We start from the raw sequence: 15,642 nt of genomic DNA, 5'->3' as shown, positions 1-15,642 counted from the left end.
GCGCTGATTTCTTGCTGTTTCATCCCCTCAGCATCGCTCGGATCTGACACGACGGGTGTTTGGTTTTGTTAGCCGCTCTTAGATTTGGCGGTGCATGTTGCGATGGCCGCACCGGAGCAAAACCGGTTCGATGCGCCGTGCGGGTGGTATGCCCGTGATGACCCGTCTGAGGAGACTTCCCATGAACAACCTGATCCGTGTTGCCTGCGCCCTTGCTGCCGCTGGCATGGCCGCTTCGGCGGCGGCTTCCCCGATCGACTTCCACGGCTACTTCCGCAGCGGAAGTGGCTCCAGCGACCAGGGGGGCAAGGAGCTGTGCTTCCGCCTGCCCGGCTCGGCGGTGTGGTTCCGCCTCGGCAACGAGTGCGACACCTATGCCAGCCTGACCCTGGCCTCCACGCTGGGCCAGGTGGACGGCACGACCTTCCGGGCCCAGTTCACCACCGCCTACGGCACGCAGCAGCTGGCCAACTGGGAGCAGACCACGCCGGCCTTCCGCGAGGCGTTCGTCGAGGCCCGGGACATCGGTGCAGCAATGGGCGTTGCGGGCCTGAAAGGCGCCACGCTCTGGGCGGGCAAGCGCTTCTACAAGAACCCCGACATCCACATGCTGGACTACACCTACTGGGAGCCGGCGCAGAGTCCGGGCTGGGGTCTGGACAACGTCGACGTGGGCATCGGCAAGCTGTCCTACGCCTGGCTGCGCGCTGGCCAGGCCGACTGGGCCTCGGAGAAGAACGTGGGCCAGTACCAGCCTGGCATCGTCGAGGGGGGCGCCCGGGCCGCCACCTCGCACGACCTGCGCCTGCAGGACATTGCCGTCAACCCCGGCGGCAAACTGACCGTGGGCGTCAACCTGGTGGTCAAGGACAACCGCGACGATGCCGCGCTGGCCGATGGTGGCAACGATGGCCGGAACGGCTTCGGGCTCACCGCCACCCATACGCAGGAGAACGTGTTCGGTCTGGGCGGCTTCAACACGGTGATTGCCCAGTACACCAGGAACGCCACGGCGCTCAAGGGCTTTGCCATCGTGGCCAGCAACGATTCGCGCACCGAGTGGATGCTGGCCGACCAGTGGGTGATCGAGCCGAAGGGCTCGTCACTGACCGCCTCGATGACCGCCGGTCTGCGCCAGTCGGAGGTCAACGGCAGCAAGACGCGCGACCTCTGGGTCGGCGCCCGCCCGCAGTACCACCTCAACAACGTCTGGAGCCTGATGTCCGAGGTCGGTTACCAGCAGGTCAAGCCCGACGGTCAGGACACCCGCACGCTGGCCAAGCTGACCGCAGGCACGCAGTTCTCGATGGGCAGCAGCATCTGGTCGCGTCCGGCGATCCGCTTCTACGGCACCTACGCCAAGTGGAACGATGCGGCCGCGGCTGCGGGCGGCGTGGCCTGCACCGGCCGCGACTGCGGCACCCCGGTCTCCACCTACGGCAACAAGCGCAGCGGCCTGGGCTACGGCGTGCAGGTCGAGGCCTGGTGGTGAGGGTGAGCCGAGGCCATCCCCACAACCCCGCATGAATCCACGCAGCGCCCGGGCTATGCTGACCTGCGATCCAAAGCGCTTCTAATCGACCGGCCCCGGCCCTGCCATCCCTTCGGAGAATCTCCATGAACGTCAAATTGTCTCCCCTCGTCGTCGGCGCGCTGATCGCGCTCGGCGGCACCGGCGCCGCCCAGGCGGCCACCCTCACGATTTCCTGCGGCTCGGTGGGTCAGGACTTCGAGTTCTGCGCGCATAGGAATTTCAAACGGTCTGGTCTGTGAAAAGCCTGGAAAGCCCGACTCAGCCCTGGGTGGGCAGCCGATGCCTGCCTGGATGGCTTGGAACTGGCGCCTGGGCCGTTGCCTTGTCTGGATTCGGCCCGCCCTGACGGCTCGCCTCGCGCTCGTTGGGCCTTGATCTCGGGGTTGACCCTGTGTTTTCCGCCATCCAGTCCGCATGCGGGCGCAGCGCCACCGGCGGCTGGCGCCAGGCTGCGCAGCCCGTGGTGATGTGTGCGGTGTCCGGGACGGTCGACGCGGCTCAGGCGGCTTCAGTCTTGCCACGCCTCGCGCGCTCGGCCCCTGGGCGGCGGCTGCGGATCCAGTCCCAGGTGGGTCAGGATCTTCTCGATCACCGGTCGCTCGAGGATGGCCGCGATGATCTTGAGCTCCCCCGCGCGGCAGTTCGGGCAGTGCTGCATGTCGATGTCGAAGACCCGCTTGAGCAACCGCGCCCAGCCGATGCGGTGCAGCCCGGCCTGGACAGTTGAGCCGGCCGGCCGGGCCGCCGGTCAGGCGTGCAGACCGTCGCGGGCCAGGCGGAACACCGCCATCGCCTGCACCATCTGCTGCGCCTGCTGGCGCAGGCTGTCGGCGGCCGCGGCCGACTGCTCGACCAGCGCGGCGTTCTGCTGTGTGGTCTGGTCCATCTGCGTCACCGCCTGACCGACCTGGCCGACACCGGTGCTCTGCTCCTGGCTGGCCAGGCTGACCCGCTCGATCATCTCGCCGACATGGCGGATGTGGTCGACGATCTGGGTCATCGTCGCGCCGGCCTGGTCGACCAGCTGCGAGCCCTGGTCGACACGGGCGACGCTGTCGGTGATCAACGTCTTGATCTCGCGGGCGGCCGAGGCCGAGCGCTGCGCCAGGTTGCGCACCTCGGTGGCCACCACCGCGAAGCCCCGGCCCTGCTCGCCGGCGCGTGCGGCTTCCACCGCCGCGTTCAGCGCCAGGATGTTGGTCTGGAAGGCGATGCCGTCGATCACGCCGATGATGTCGGCGATCTTGCGCGAGCTCTCGTTGATCGCGCGCATCGTGTCGACCACCTGGGTGGTGACCTCACCGCCGCGCTGCGCGGCCTGGTTGGCCTGGCTGGCCAGCACGCTGGCCTCGCGGGCATTCTCGGCGTTGTGGCGCACCGTCGAGCCGAGCTGCTCCATGGTCGCGGCGGTCTGCTCCAGCGCGCTGGCCTGGTCCTCGGTGCGGCGGCTCAGGTCCTGGTTGCCCTGGGCGATCTCCTGGCTGGCCGAGGAGACCAGCTCGGCATTGCCGCGCACCGAGCCGACGATCTCGACCAGGCGGGCCTGCATGCGCGACAGCGAGGCCAGCAGCTGGCCGGTCTCGTCATCCGATCCGGTGCGGATCGGCACCGTCAGATCGCCCGAGGCGACCCGATCGGCGATCTCGACCGCCTCGCGCAGCGGCGCGGTGATCGAAAGGGTCAGGCGCCAGGCCATCGCCACCGAGGCGATCAGCGCCAGCAGCGCCCCGACGCCGACGACCAGCAGGCCCTGCTGCTTGGCCTCGTCGCTGGCCCGTGCCGCGGTCGCCGCGCCCTGGCTGTTGAGCGCGATCAGCTTCTCGAGCGAGGCCATGCTGGCCGAAAAGCTCTTCTGGCTCTCGCCTTCGAGCAGCTGGCGGGCCTCGTCATTGGCATTGCGACGCGACAGCTCGAGCATGCGCTGGCGTCCGCCCATGTTTTGCGCCAGATCGGACTTGAAGCCGTCGTGCAGGCGCCGCTCCTCGTCGCTGCTGATCAGCGCCTCGTAGCTGACATGGGTGCGCTCGAAACGCTGCTGGAGGTCGGCCATGCGCTTCTCGATCGCCTGCATCGCCACCTCGTCGGTGTTGAGCACATGCAGGGTGTCGACGATGCGCAGCTCGGCCAGCAGCGCCCGCATCTGGTTGACGCTCTCGACACTGGGCAGCCAGTTGTCGGTGATGTCAGCGCGACGGCCGTCCATCGCACGCATCTGCACCACCGCGGTGGCGGCGATGGCCAGCATCAGGGCGGTCAGCACCGCAAAAGCCAGCGCGAGGCGTCGCGACAGGCCGAGTCGGCTGGGATTCATCTTGGCTCCTGGACAGCGGCCGCCACGGACGGGGTGGAAGGAGCGCGACAGGCAGCGGCCAGCCGTGACGCGCGACACGACGGCGCATCGTGCCCGCGGCCGGCGGCGGCAGAAGGGTCAAGAAGACCGGGGCGGCACCGCCAGTTCGACGGCGGCGGCAGGATGCAGCGCGGCCAGCACCTCGCGCAGCAGGGCCTCGATCAGCTCGCGCAGCCGGGCCTCGGTGGCCGGCAGGTCGGCGCGCTCGCTCCAGGCCTCGTCCAGCGGGGCGCGCCGCGCCTGCAGCGCCGCCTCGATGCGCTCGCGCCAGTGCACCGGCGAGGCGCTGCCGCTCCACTCGCCGCGCCCGCGCCCGAAATGCGCGATCGCCAGATAGCGCAGCAGCGCATGCGTCAGCAGCGCCTCCAGCGCGCTGTCCTGCAGCAGCAGCCGGCTGCCGTCGCGTCCGCGCACCAGGTTCAGTCCGTGCGCCAGGCCAGCCGCGCCGAGCGCGCCCAGCACGCTGCCGGCGATCAGGCCGCCGCCCAGCGTCAGCCCGCCGCTGGCCAGGTCGGCGCCCAGCCCGGCCAGCGCGCCCGAGACCAGCCCGCCGACGATCGCCGCCGGCGCGGGCGCCACCCGCGCCTGATGATCGAAGGCGGCGCCCACCTGCTCGAGAATCTCGTCGGCGCCGGCCTGCCCTTCGAGCGCATGCAGATGCAGCAGATCCGAGGTGCTGGAGCGGATCTCGCCGTCGAGCCGCGCCAGCAGCTCGCGCCCGGCGCGCGCCAGCGGCGTTTCCTCGTCGCGGGCCAGGCCCAGCGCGCTGCCGACCTGACGCACCAGACCGCGCAGCGCGCCACTGTCCTCGACCGGCTGCACCATCGCGGCCACCCGCGCCAGACTGGCGGCCAGCAGCTGCGCGGAGCGACCCAGCCGCTCGAGCCGCTCATGGCGGCCGGCCGCACGCAGCCGCGCCATCAGCGGCCGGCGCGCCTCGGGCAACACCTGCTCGATCTCGCGCAGCAGCACCAGCTCCTGCACCCAGCAGCGCGAGAAGGCGTCCAGCGGCAGCACCGCCCGCACCGCGGCAATGCCCTGCAGCCGGGTGCGCCAGCGGTCGAGCTCGGCCTGCAGGCGCTCGGGCGCGTCCGGGCCGCCGAGCTGGTTGAGCAGCACGATCACCGGCAGGCCGGTCCAGGCCAGCAGCTCCATTTCCGGATCGACATAGCCGGCCGCCTCGGGCGACTCGGCGGCGCTGACCAGATAGAGCGCGACATCGGCCTCGTCGCGCACATTGCGCAGCGCCTGCTGGCTGGCCCAGAAGGCGCGGTCGCGCCAGCGGTCCCAGACCTGGCTGAGCAGCCAGCCCAGCGGCGTGCCGGACTGGCGCATGCGCCGCACCAGCCGCACGCTGTCGCCGAAGCCGGGCGTGTCCCACAGCATCAGCCGCGCGCCGTCGGGCGCCTCGATCATCGGATGCGCATCGGCGAACTCGGTCACATGGGTGGCGTCGCGCACCACGCCGACATCGCGGCCGAGCAGCGTGCGCGCCAGCGTGGTCTTGCCGATGTTGGTGTGCGAGACCAGGGTCAGCGCCAGCGTGTCGGCGCGCGCGCCGGGCGGCGTGCCGGGTGCGGCGTTCATGTCCAGATCCAGACTGACCTTCATGCGCCAGCTCCCGCAGGCTGCAGACCGGCCAGCACCGCCTGGGCCGCCGTGTCGTCCGCCGCCGGTCGGCCCTCGTGCAGGCGCACGCAGCCCAGCCCCAGGCTGTCGGCCAGCGCCTGCCAGGCCTGCAGCCGCTGCGCCAGCCGCTCGGGCGCGCTGGCGGCGAAGCGGGCCGCGAAGCTGCTGTCCTCGAGCAGCATGACGATGCGCGGCCCCGGCCGCCCGCCTGGCGCCGAGGCATTCATCAGCGCCCGCAGCCAGCGGCCGTGGACTTCCGCCTCGGGCGTGGCCGACAGATCGAACAGCGGCAGCAGCAGCGAGGGCGATCCCGCCACCGAAGCCTGCAGCGCCGTCTCGTCCTCGCTGCCGTAGGCGCGCACCGGCGCGACCTGCAGCGCCAGCGTCTCGCCCAGCTGCCGGCGCAGCAGGTCGGTCAGCGCAGCGACCCGGGCCGGCTCGGCCGGCTGCGCATAGGGCAGCAGCACCGGCCGCGCGGCCTCGCGGCGCTGCTGGCCGAGCAGTTCGCGGAAATAGGGCTCGGTCAGCGGCAGCGGAAAGCGCCGCGCCAGCCAGCCGGCCTGCAGCGCCGCCAGCAGCGCCAGCAGCGCACGCGGCAGCACCACCGCCAGGACCAGCGTGATCGACCACAGATGGATCCACGGCGCGGCGGTGTCGATGCCGCCGGGCGCGGGCAGCACCGGCGCACCTTCGGTGAGGCGCAGCGCCGCCAGCGTCGCGGCATCCGGCAGGCTCAGGCCGGACAGCCGCGCCGCCGGCTCGAGCAGCAGCGACAGCGCCTGGTGCACCGTGCCGGTGTCCAGGAAAGTGCTGGACCAGCCGACGCGGTAGTCGAGCACCAGCCCGCGCAGATAGAGCGAGGCGATGACGCCCAGCGCCACCCCGATCGCGCCCAGATGCAGCAGCAGCGCGGCGCGCGCGCCGGCCAGCGGGGCGCTCAGGCTCAGCCACTGGACGGCCAGCGTGTCGAGCAGGCTGGCCAGGCTGGGCGCATCGGGGGCGTCCGGCGGCGGGCGCCGTTCATCGCGGCGGGTGCGCCGCAGGCTGCGCAGGCCGAGCGTGCGCCGGGCCAGCCAGCCGCGCAGGCCGCCCGGCTGCGGCGAGGCCGAGGGCCGCAGCGCCAGCAGCCCGCGCAGCAGCACCAGCACGATCGCCCCGAGATTCCACAGCACCAGCGCCCAGACCGGCGGCGCCAGCAGGCTGATGCGGTGCGCGGGCCCGAGCGCGTCGGCCACCAGCCCGAGCATCAGACCCAGACCGAGCGCGGCCGGCATCCAGCGCCCATGCCACAGCGGATGCGCCAGCCAGTCGCGCACATGCGATTCGCGCGGCCCGAGGCGGCGCAGCGCCGCCGCGGCACGGCGCGCCAGGAAGCGCTCGGGCGTGTCGTCGGCGGGCGCCTCCTCGAGCGCGACGCGCGAGGCCCAGCGGCGGTCATCCTCGCCCCACAGCGGATGCGCGGGGCGGGCGGTCTCGAAGGCGCGCAGCAGCAGCACCTGGCGGGCGTTCGTCTCGTCCATGGCGGGAGACTTTAGCGTGTGCGCGGCGTCAGACCCCCGACCGGGGCACGGGACTACCATGACGACCAGCCTGTCCTTTCACCCTTTGCCAAGGATCCCGACCCCATGACCGACCCGCAAGCCCGCCTTTCCCGCCGCGCCGTCCTGGCCACCGGGGCCGCCGCACTGGCCGCCACCGCCTTGCCGGCGGCCCGCGCCGACAGCCGCACGATCCGGCTGCTGGTCGGCTTCCCCGCCGGCGGCGGCACCGATGCCATCGCCCGGCTGCTGGCCGAGCGGCTGCGCGAGGTGCTCGGCCAGCCGGTCATCGTCGAGAACAAGCCCGGCGCCGGCGGCCAGCTCGCCGCGCAGGCGCTCAAGGCCGCCGCGCCCGACGGCACCACCTTCTTCATCAGCCACGACCACACCATCTCGATCCTGCCGCTGGTCGCGCGCCAGCCCGGCTTCGATCCGGCCAGGGACTTCGTGCCGGTGGCCGGCTTTGCCGACTTCGTCAACGCGCTGGCGCTGTCGGACGCCACGCCGGCCAGAAGCCTGCGCGAGTATGTCGACTGGGTGCGCGGCGCCGGCCAGGGCAAGGGCGCGATCGGCGTGCCGGCGCCGGCCTCGGTGCCGGAATTCCTGGTCAAGGTGATCGGCGACAAGCACGGCCTGGATCTGGTGGCCGCGCCCTACCGCGGCAGTGCGCCGATGATCACCGACCTGCTCGGCCGCCAGATCGCCGCCGGCGTCGGCTCGATTCCCGACTTCATCGAGAACCATCGCGCCGGCCGACTGAAGGTGGTCGCGGTGCTGGGCGGGCGGCGCCAGGCGGCGATGCCGGAGGTGCCGACCTTCGCCGAGCTCGGCCTGGCGGGCTTCGAGGACATGCCCTACTACGGCGTGTTCGCGCCGGCGGGCACGCCCGCGGAGGTGCGCGAGCGCTTCGCCGCGGCGCTGGCGGGGGTGATCTCGCAGCGCGAGGTGCATGCGCGTCTGACCGCGATGGGCCTGAGCGTGGGCTTCAGCGACGGCCCGAAGCTGGCCGCGCGCGAGCAGGCCTACCGCGCGACCTGGGCGCGCATCATCCGCGCCAGCGGCTTCCAGCCGCAGTGAGCCCGGCGGACTGCCGGTCTTGAGACTCAAGTCGGCCGCCGGTGCGGCCGATCTTCCCCGGAGCTGGCGGCGCCTGTTGTCCCGCCGCGCCCGCCTCCGGAGGAAGCATGCAGATCGTCATCGTCGATGACAACCAGGTCAACGTCGCGCTGCTGAAGGCGCTGGCGCGCCAGCTCTCGGAGGTGCCCAGCGTCGACTTCACCGATCCGGTGCCGGCGCTGCAGTGGTGCCTGACCCACGACTTCGACCTGCTGCTGCTCGACTACATGATGCCGGTGGTCGACGGCCTGTCCTTCATCGAGCAGCTGCGCCTGCATCCGGGCAAGGCCGACGTGCCGATCCTGATGATCACCGCCAGCCACGAGGCCCAGGTGCGCTACGACGCGCTGGCGCGCGGGGCCAGCGACTTCCTGACCAAGCCGGTCGACCGGCCCGAGTTCCTGGCGCGGGCCAAGAACATGCTTGCGCTGCGGCGCAGCCAGAAGGCGCTGGCCGAGCGGGCCGCGACGCTGGCCGAGGAGGTCGAGCGCGCCACCCGCGTCATCGCCGAGCGCGAGTACGACACCATCCTGCGGCTGTCGCGCGCGGCCGAATACCGCGACCCCGAGACCGGCCTGCATCTGGTGCGCATGGCGCTGTACTCGCGGCTGATCGCGCGCCAGCTCGGTCTGCCCGAGGCGATGCTCGACATGCTGCACCGCGCCGCGCCGATGCACGACATCGGCAAGGTCGGCACGCCCGACCACATCCTGCTCAAACCCGGCCGGCTCGACGACCGGGAGATGGCCATCATGCGCGAGCACGCCGCCATCGGCTACCAGATCCTGCGCGACAGTCCCTCGCCGCTGCTGCGCATGGCCGCGGTCATCGCGCACAGCCATCACGAGAAGTTCGACGGCAGCGGCTATCCGCAGGGCCTGCGCGGCGAGGCGATTCCGCTGGTCGGGCGCATCGTCGCGGTGGCCGATGTCTTCGACGCGCTGACCTCCAAGCGGCCCTACAAGAAGGCCTGGCCGCTCGAGCAGGCGCGCAGCTTCCTGGTCGACAACGCCGGCAGCCATTTCGACCCGGACTGCGTCGAGGCGCTGCTGTCGGCCTGGGACGAAGTCACCGCGATCCATGATCGCCATCAGGACACCTTGCCGGAAGAACCCGGCCAGGCCACGACCCCGGCGCCGACCGCCGTCTGAAGCCATGATCGAGCGATGGATCCGGCAGGTCGGCCTGGGCGCGCAGCGCCGGCCGCTGCGCCAGCAGCTGCGCCGGCTCATCGGCCTGTGCACCGCGCTGACGCTGCTGCTGTCGGTGCTGGCCACGCTGCTGGTGGGCTGGCGCTTCGCGCTCCATCACGCCGAGACGGAAGCCGCCGACGTGACCCGCGCTCTGGCCGCGCTGATCGCCGAGCCGCTGGCTGCGGGTGACCCGGCGAGCATTTCCCGGCATCTTTCGATCGCGGAATCCCAGCCACGCATCAGCGGCATCTGGGTCTATGCCGCAGGGCAGACCACGCCGCTGGCCTCCTGGGGCAGCGCGCCGACGCCGGGGCTGTGGAGCCGCGAAGGCCAGCTGCTCAGCGGCCGGCTGGTGCGCAGCGTGCCGGTGGTCGACCACCTGCGCGAGCGGGTCGGCAGCGTGACGGTGCAGATCGACCAGCACGACCTGCTCGGCAGCCTGCTGGCCCAGAGCGGCGCGATGGTGCTGGCCGCGCTGCTGTCCGGGCTGCTGCTGCGCCGGCTGGCCCGGCCGCTGGCGCAGCGCATCAGCCAGCCGCTGGACGAACTCTCCGCTGCAGCCACCGCGATCGCCGAAGGCCGCATCGAGCAGGCCCGGCTGCCCGAGCCCGGCAGCGACGAGATCGGCCGCACCGTGGCCGCCTTCCAGTCGATGCTCGACCAGATCCGCAGCCGCGACTGCACCGTCGAGCAGACCATGGCGCTGATGAACCAGCTGGTCGAGGAGCGCACCGCCGAGGCCCGCCGCGCCGAGGCCGCCTCCGAGGCCAAGACCCGCTTCCTGACGGTCATGAGCCATGAGATCCGCACCCCGCTCAACGGCATCCTGGGCATGAGCGACCTGCTGATGGATGCGCAGGCCCAGGCGTCGTCCCCTCTGGACGCAGAGCAGCGCGAACACCTGCAGCTACTGCGCGAGTCGGCCCGGGCGCTCGAGCTGGTGATCAGCGACGTGCTCGACTACAGCCGCATCGAGTCGGCCGACCTGCGCTTCGACAGCGCGCCGCTCTCGCCTCGGCAGCTTCTCGAGCAGGTGGTGGAGGTGCGCCGTCCGGCAGCCCGCGCGCGCGATCTGGCGCTGACCCTCTCGATCGACGACAGCGTGCCGTCCTGGCTGCTGGGCGACGCGGCCCGGCTGGCGCAGATCGTCGACAACCTGCTCGGCAACGCGATCAAGTTCACCGAGCAGGGCGGCATCGCGGTCGGCCTGTCCAGCCAGCCCCAGGCCGAGGGCGTGCACGAGCTGCACCTGTCGGTCGAGGACAGCGGCGTGGGCATCGCGCCGGCCCAGCAGCAGCGCATCTTCGAGGCCTTCTCCCAGGCGGCCGATCCGGCCACCCGCCGCCACGGCGGCACCGGTCTGGGTCTGGCGATCTGCGCCCGGCTGGCCCGGCTGATGGGCGGCAGCATCGCGGTCGACAGCGAGCCCGGCCGGGGCAGCCTCTTCCATGTGCGCCTGCGGCTGCCGGACTGCGCTCCGTCGGCCGTGCCGGAGTCCACGGCCGCAGCGGTCACCCCCGCGCTCGAGCCGGCCGAGGGCGACAACCGCGCCTGGCGCGACCTCGATTCGAATGAACTGCTGGAGCGCCTGGGTGGTGATCAGGTGCTGATGGGCGAGCTGGTCGCGATGCTGGTGGAGGACACCCTGCCGCGCCTGGACGAGCTGGACCGGGCTTTCCTCCAGCGCGATGCCGCCCGCATCGACCTGCTGGCCCACCAGATCGCCGGTGCGGCCGGCAACTGCTCGGCCGAGGCGCTGGAGCGGCTGTCACGCCGCATCAGCCATCTGGCCCGCGAAGGCCGGCTCGACGAGGCCGAGCGGCTGATGCTGCCGCTGAAGCTGCGGGTCACCCGGCTGGCGCAGTGCTCGGCCGATCTGGCGACCGCCTGAGCTCAGAAGCTGTAGCCGATCGCCACCGACAGCTGCGGAATCGCGCGCACCTTGCCGACGCCGTCGCGCAGCTCGGCCAGCTCCTTGTCGAGGTTGGCCTGGATGTCCGGCTCGCTGGCCAGCGCACCGCGCACCGTCGCATCGACCTTGGCGCGACCGACCAGCGCGCCGATGTCGGCGGCGGTGGTGGTGTAGGTGCGATCGCCGATGGTGAGCGAACCGTTCTCGCCGGTGGCATCCAGCGTGACCTTGTACTGGTTCGAGCTCAGGCCGCCGGTCAGCCGGAAGCTGCCGCCGAAGGGAAACCAGTCGCCCAGTACCGCCAGACGCTGCAGCTTGTAGCGGCCGTCGTAGCGAATGCCCTCCTCGGTGGTCGACTTCGAGCGGCTGCCCAGCGTCATGAAGTCGGCGCGCACCGTGAAGCGGCTGTCGATCGGATGGGCATAGCCCAGGCCGATGCCGGGCAGGCCGACATTGGCGTAGACCTCGCCGGCCTGCGCCTGGGGCAGCAGACCGGTGGCCGCCAGCGCCAGCACGGCGGCAAAGCGGCGGCCAGACCGAGGACGGACGGAAACCGGGAACGGCGTGGAACGAGATGGGCTCATGGCGAACTCCTGGGTGGGGGTCGTCTGCCGGGCCGGCCCTGTGCCGGCCCTCTGGTTTCCAGACTAGGCCCGCCCGGCCGGCACGGCATCGGCCACACGGCTGAGGTCGTGACCGAATGGGCACATCGATCGCTCATTCAGGCGCCATTCCCCTGGTTCTCCGGCGTACATGCTGCTTTCCCGCCACTTTCGTACAGCTCCAGCGGCAAGCCGTCCGGATCGGCGAAGAAGGTGAAGCACCGGCCGGTGTACTCGTCGACGCGGATCGGCTCGACCGCGATGCCGGCGGCCTCCAGCCGCGCCTTCCAGCCCGCCACATCCTCGACCTGGAAGGCCAGATGGCGCAGCCCCTGCGCCTCGGGCCGCGAGGGACGCGGCGGCGGTGCGGGAAACGAGAACAGCTCGATCTGCCCGCCGTCGGGCAGCGCCAGGTCGAGCTTCCAGGACTGGCGCGCCTCGCGGAAGTTCTCGGCCAGCACCCGCAGGCCCAGCAGCTCGACATAGAAGCGGCGCGACCGGGCGTAGTCGGCGCAGATGATGGCGACGTGGTGAATGCTCAGCAGGCTCATGGGCGGGGCAGGACGTAGACAAGCACCTTCAGCGCACGCTCCGGATCGACATCGGCGAAGACCGGCGGGTTGTCCAGGCGGCGCACGAAGGACAGCTCGGGCGCGTGCTCGCGCATCGCGTCGTGCAGGAAGGCGCTGCCCAGCTCGGGCGCGTTCAGGCACAGCAGCACCTGGCCGCCGGGCATCAGCAGATCGGGCAGGCGGCGCAGCAGCCGCGCGTAGTCCTGGGTGGCGACGAAGCTGCCCTTCTGGTAGCTGGGCGGATCGACCACGATCAGGTCGTAGGGGCCGCCGCGGCCGATCTTGCCCCAGGTGGTGAAGAGGTCATGCGGCAGGAAGGTGGCGCCCGCATCCAGCGCGTTGAGGCGGTGGTTCTGCTTGCCGATCGAGATCGCGCCACGGCTCATGTCGAGATTGACCACCCGGCCCGCCCCGCCGGCCAGCGCCGCCACCGAGAAGCCGCAGGTGTAGGCGAAGAGATTGAGCATCTTCAGGCCGGGCTGCCGGCGCGCCTGCTCGCGCACCCAGCGCCGGCCCTCGGCCATGTCCAGGAACAGGCCGTGGTTCTGGCCGCGCAGCACATGGACGAGGAACTTCAGGCCGTCTTCCTCGACGACATGCGGCTCGGGCACCGCGCCGGCCATCAGGCGGGTCTCGCTGCGGCCCTCGTGGCGGCGCTGGAAGACCCAGTCCAGCGGCTCGCCCGGCGCGATCTCGGCCCAGCGCGCAGCCAGCGCCGCGCCGATCGTGGCCAGCTCGGCCTCGTCCTCGGCCGGATCGTCGGCGGGCGCGCGGAAGCAGGTCAGCACCCAGACCGGCGGCCAGGCATCCAGCGTCCAGGGCTCGCAGCCCGGATGCAGGCCGCCGCGGCCGTGGAAGATCCGCACCGCCCCGGTCGGGCGGGGCATGGCGGCAATCGCGTCAAGCAAGGCGTTCACAGCGCGTATCCGTAGTCGATGGTCAGCGGCGCGTGGTCGCTGAACCAGCTGTCCTTGTAGATCGAGGCGGCGCGCGCGGTCTCGGCCAGGCCGGGCGTGGCCAGGTGGTAGTCGATGCGCCAGCCGACGTTCTTCGCGCGGGCCTGGCCGCGGTTGCTCCACCAGGTGTAGCAGGCGTCGGTGGTGTCGGGGTGCAGATGGCGGTAGACGTCGACCAGGCCGCCGCCGCCCGCGTCGAGCGGCGTCAGCAGCGTCGTCATCCAGGCGCGCTCCTCGGGCAGGAAGCCGGAGTTCTTCAGGTTGCCCTTCCAGTTCTTCAGATCCGCCTCGCGGTGCGCGATGTTGACGTCGCCCATCAGCACGAACTCGCGCCCGCTCTGGCGCAGCGCGCGCAGGTGCGGCGCGATGCGGGCCAGGAATCGGTATTTCGCCTGCTGGCGCTCCTCCGAGGACGAGCCGCTCGGGAAGTAACAGCTGATGATGGACAGCCGCCGATGTGGCGAGTCGTAACGGGCTTCAAGATAGCGCCCTTCCGCGTCGAACTCCTCGTCGCCGAGCCCGACGATGACCTCGCTCGGCGTGACACGACTGTAGACGCCCACGCCCGAGTAGCCTTTTTTCTGCGCGTGATGGAAGAAACCCTGCATCCCGTCGATGACGGACAGCGCCGGGCTCAGGTCAGGAGCCTGTGCCTTGAGTTCCTGCACCCCCATACAATCGGCGCGTACCGACTCGACCCACGCATGAAGGCCCTTGGTGGCCGCTGAGCGGATGCCGTTGAGATTGAGGCTGACCAGACGCACGTGCAAAGACCTTCCGAGATGACGACCCCAGACGCAAGCACCCCCCGCACCGATGCCCTCGCCCAGGATTTCGTGGCTTTTGCAGTCGACGCCGGCGTGCTGCGCTTCGGCGAGTTCAAGACCAAGGCGGGGCGGATGTCGCCCTATTTCTTCAACGCCGGCCTGTTCGATGATGGCGCCCGGCTGGGCCGCCTGGCCGAATTCTATGCACGCCGGCTGATCGACTCGGGGCTGGAGTTCGACATGCTGTTCGGCCCGGCCTACAAGGGCATCACGCTGGCGGCGGCGGTGGCCATCGAGCTGGCGCGCCTGGGCCGCAACGTGCCCTACGCCTACAACCGCAAGGAAGCCAAGGACCACGGCGAGGGCGGCACGCTGGTGGGCGCCCCCGTCAAGGGCCGGGTGCTGATCATCGATGACGTGATCTCGGCGGGCACCTCGGTGCGCGAGTCGATCGCGATGATCCGCGCCGCCGGCGCCACGCCCTGCGGCGTGACCATCGCGCTGGACCGCCAGGAGAAGGCCAGCGAGAACGGCGTCGATGCCGCGCACTCGGCGGTGCAGTTCGTCGAGCGCGACCTGGGCCTGTCGGTGGTGGCGATCGCCACGCTGGCCGACCTGCTGGCCTACCTGCGCGCGCAGCAGGACGAGCGCCTGGCCGGCAACCTGCCGGCAGTGCAGGCCTACCGCGACCGCTACGGGGTGCAGATGTGAGCCGCGTGGCGGCTCGCGTTCCTGCCGGACTGCTGCTGGCCGCCGCTCTGGGCGCGGCAGGGCTGCCGCTGCCGGCGCAGGCCGACATCTATTCCTGCGTCAACGCCCGCGGCCAGCGCCTGACCGCCGATCGCCCGATCGCCGAGTGCATGGACCGCGAGCAGCAGGTGCGCGGCGCCGACGGCTCGGTGCGGCGCATCCTGCCGCCGTCGATGACCGCCGAGGAGCGCGCCGCCGCCGAGGAAAGACGCCGGCGCGAGCAGCTCGAGGAGCGCACCCGCCGCGACGCGATCCGCCATGACCGCAACCTGCTGAGCCGCTACCCGGACATCGAGCGCCACGACGAGGCCCGCGAGGCCGCGCTGGAGCCGGTGCGCTCGGCCATGCAGAGCACCGACAGGCGCATGGAGGAGCTCGAGCGCGAGCGCCGCCAGCTGCGCGAGGAGGCCGAGTTCTACAAGGGCCGCGAGCTGCCGCGCTCGCTCAGGCAGAAGATCGAGCAGAACCAGGTGGCGACCCAGGCGCAGAAGGACGCGATGCAGAGTCATCTGGCCGAGAACCGGCGCATCAACGCCAGCTTCGACCAGGAACTGGCGCGGCTGCGCCAGCTCTGGAACGGCGCGGCGCCAGGCAGCCTGACCGCGCCCACCGCCGCGCGCTGATCAGCAGCGCCTCAGAGGCATCCCTTTCAAGGTGACCGCCCAGCAGCCTTGAGGACACGAGCGGTGGAGAAATGAGACCGGGCGGTACGACCATCGACCC

General features: G+C 71.5%; 15 protein-coding genes. 7 read left to right on the top strand and 8 right to left on the bottom strand.

All coding sequences use genetic code 11. The features are described from left to right. The first annotated feature begins 181 nt into the window (after positions 1-181). Together NFT33_RS14690 and NFT33_RS14685 are read left to right on the top strand one after the other, a co-directional pair. Complete coding sequence (locus NFT33_RS14690) at positions 182-1,492, top strand: maltoporin (protein WP_251676454.1); 1,311 nt, start codon at positions 182-184, stop codon at positions 1,490-1,492. Between the two features lie 125 nt (positions 1,493-1,617). Then, a complete protein-coding gene (locus tag NFT33_RS14685) occupies positions 1,618-1,773 on the top strand; it encodes a hypothetical protein (protein ID WP_251676452.1) in 156 nt (51 codons plus the stop codon). Positions 1,774-2,042: 269 nt separating this feature from the next. On the opposite strand, the gene NFT33_RS14680 is transcribed toward NFT33_RS14685, so the two are convergent. The 4 genes from NFT33_RS14680 to NFT33_RS14660 form a co-directional block, all read right to left on the bottom strand. Next, complete coding sequence (locus NFT33_RS14680; protein ID WP_251676450.1) at positions 2,043-2,219, bottom strand: hypothetical protein; 177 nt, start codon at positions 2,217-2,219, stop codon at positions 2,043-2,045. Between the two features lie 63 nt (positions 2,220-2,282). Next, positions 2,283-3,845: a methyl-accepting chemotaxis protein gene (locus tag NFT33_RS19280; RefSeq protein WP_309296156.1), complete on the bottom strand. Its 1,563-nt coding sequence runs from the start codon at positions 3,843-3,845 to the stop codon at positions 2,283-2,285. 117 nt (positions 3,846-3,962) lie between these two features. Beyond that, complete coding sequence (locus NFT33_RS14665) at positions 3,963-5,495, bottom strand: GTPase domain-containing protein (protein ID WP_251676448.1); 1,533 nt, start codon at positions 5,493-5,495, stop codon at positions 3,963-3,965. Continuing rightward, positions 5,492-7,033, bottom strand: a complete 1,542-nt coding sequence (locus NFT33_RS14660) for a DUF2868 domain-containing protein (RefSeq protein ID WP_251676446.1) — start codon at positions 7,031-7,033, stop codon at positions 5,492-5,494. Before NFT33_RS14660 ends, NFT33_RS14665 begins: the two co-directional genes overlap by 4 nt. A 105-nt stretch (positions 7,034-7,138) precedes the next feature. On the opposite strand from NFT33_RS14660, the gene NFT33_RS14655 reads away from it, so the two are divergent. The 3 genes from NFT33_RS14655 to NFT33_RS14645 all read left to right on the top strand — a co-directional run bounded on the left by NFT33_RS14655 (position 7,139) and on the right by NFT33_RS14645 (position 11,251). Next, complete coding sequence (locus NFT33_RS14655; protein ID WP_251676444.1) at positions 7,139-8,128, top strand: Bug family tripartite tricarboxylate transporter substrate binding protein; 990 nt, start codon at positions 7,139-7,141, stop codon at positions 8,126-8,128. 107 nt (positions 8,129-8,235) lie between these two features. Further along, positions 8,236-9,318, top strand: coding sequence for an HD domain-containing phosphohydrolase (locus tag NFT33_RS14650; protein ID WP_251676441.1), 1,083 nt, complete (start codon positions 8,236-8,238; stop codon positions 9,316-9,318). Between the two features lie 4 nt (positions 9,319-9,322). Continuing rightward, positions 9,323-11,251, top strand: a complete 1,929-nt coding sequence (locus tag NFT33_RS14645; protein WP_251676439.1) for an ATP-binding protein — start codon at positions 9,323-9,325, stop codon at positions 11,249-11,251. 2 nt (positions 11,252-11,253) lie between these two features. Here the strand turns inward: NFT33_RS14645 and NFT33_RS14640 are convergent, their stop codons facing one another. From NFT33_RS14640 to NFT33_RS14625, 4 genes are all read right to left on the bottom strand, one after another. Beyond that, complete coding sequence (locus NFT33_RS14640) at positions 11,254-11,856, bottom strand: hypothetical protein (protein ID WP_251676437.1); 603 nt, start codon at positions 11,854-11,856, stop codon at positions 11,254-11,256. Positions 11,857-11,993: 137 nt separating this feature from the next. Beyond that, positions 11,994-12,425: an SMU1112c/YaeR family gloxylase I-like metalloprotein gene (gloA2, locus tag NFT33_RS14635; RefSeq protein ID WP_251676435.1), complete on the bottom strand. Its 432-nt coding sequence runs from the start codon at positions 12,423-12,425 to the stop codon at positions 11,994-11,996. Continuing rightward, the gene (locus tag NFT33_RS14630) at positions 12,422-13,363 is read right to left on the bottom strand and encodes a class I SAM-dependent methyltransferase (RefSeq protein WP_251676433.1); all 942 of its coding nucleotides are present in this window, start codon (positions 13,361-13,363) and stop codon (positions 12,422-12,424) included. Before NFT33_RS14630 ends, gloA2 begins: the two co-directional genes overlap by 4 nt. Continuing rightward, positions 13,360-14,166: an exodeoxyribonuclease III gene (locus tag NFT33_RS14625; RefSeq protein WP_251676431.1), complete on the bottom strand. Its 807-nt coding sequence runs from the start codon at positions 14,164-14,166 to the stop codon at positions 13,360-13,362. Before NFT33_RS14625 ends, NFT33_RS14630 begins: the two co-directional genes overlap by 4 nt. An 18-nt stretch (positions 14,167-14,184) precedes the next feature. Here NFT33_RS14625 and pyrE point away from each other — a divergent pair, with 18 nt between their 5' ends. Together pyrE and NFT33_RS14615 are read left to right on the top strand one after the other, a co-directional pair. Then, positions 14,185-14,880, top strand: coding sequence for an orotate phosphoribosyltransferase (gene pyrE, locus NFT33_RS14620; protein ID WP_251676429.1), 696 nt, complete (start codon positions 14,185-14,187; stop codon positions 14,878-14,880). A gap of 5 nt (positions 14,881-14,885) precedes the next feature. Then, positions 14,886-15,542, top strand: a complete 657-nt coding sequence (locus tag NFT33_RS14615) for a hypothetical protein (RefSeq protein WP_251676427.1) — start codon at positions 14,886-14,888, stop codon at positions 15,540-15,542. Positions 15,543-15,642 lie beyond the last annotated feature (100 nt).

The sequence above is a fragment of the Sphaerotilus sp. FB-3 genome (assembly GCF_023706025.1).
Classification (GTDB): Bacteria; Pseudomonadota; Gammaproteobacteria; order Burkholderiales; family Burkholderiaceae_C; genus Sphaerotilus; species Sphaerotilus sulfidivorans.
This window is presented reverse-complemented; position numbering and strand designations above follow the sequence as displayed.

Excerpts from the sequence above, each read along its gene's own strand:
- NFT33_RS14685 (WP_251676452.1), top strand. The coding sequence starts at position 1,618 with ATGAACGTCAAATTGTCTCCCCTCGTCGTCGGCGCGCTGATCGCGCTC.
- NFT33_RS19280 (WP_309296156.1), bottom strand. The coding sequence starts at position 3,845 with ATGAATCCCAGCCGACTCGGCCTGTCGCGACGCCTCGCGCTGGCTTTT.
- pyrE (WP_251676429.1), top strand. The coding sequence starts at position 14,185 with ATGACGACCCCAGACGCAAGCACCCCCCGCACCGATGCCCTCGCCCAG.
- NFT33_RS14640 (WP_251676437.1), bottom strand. The coding sequence starts at position 11,856 with ATGAGCCCATCTCGTTCCACGCCGTTCCCGGTTTCCGTCCGTCCTCGG.
- NFT33_RS14650 (WP_251676441.1), top strand. The coding sequence starts at position 8,236 with ATGCAGATCGTCATCGTCGATGACAACCAGGTCAACGTCGCGCTGCTG.
- NFT33_RS14660 (WP_251676446.1), bottom strand. The coding sequence starts at position 7,033 with ATGGACGAGACGAACGCCCGCCAGGTGCTGCTGCTGCGCGCCTTCGAG.
- NFT33_RS14690 (WP_251676454.1), top strand. The coding sequence starts at position 182 with ATGAACAACCTGATCCGTGTTGCCTGCGCCCTTGCTGCCGCTGGCATG.
- NFT33_RS14645 (WP_251676439.1), top strand. The coding sequence starts at position 9,323 with ATGATCGAGCGATGGATCCGGCAGGTCGGCCTGGGCGCGCAGCGCCGG.
- NFT33_RS14665 (WP_251676448.1), bottom strand. The coding sequence starts at position 5,495 with ATGAAGGTCAGTCTGGATCTGGACATGAACGCCGCACCCGGCACGCCG.
- gloA2 (WP_251676435.1), bottom strand. The coding sequence starts at position 12,425 with ATGAGCCTGCTGAGCATTCACCACGTCGCCATCATCTGCGCCGACTAC.
- NFT33_RS14655 (WP_251676444.1), top strand. The coding sequence starts at position 7,139 with ATGACCGACCCGCAAGCCCGCCTTTCCCGCCGCGCCGTCCTGGCCACC.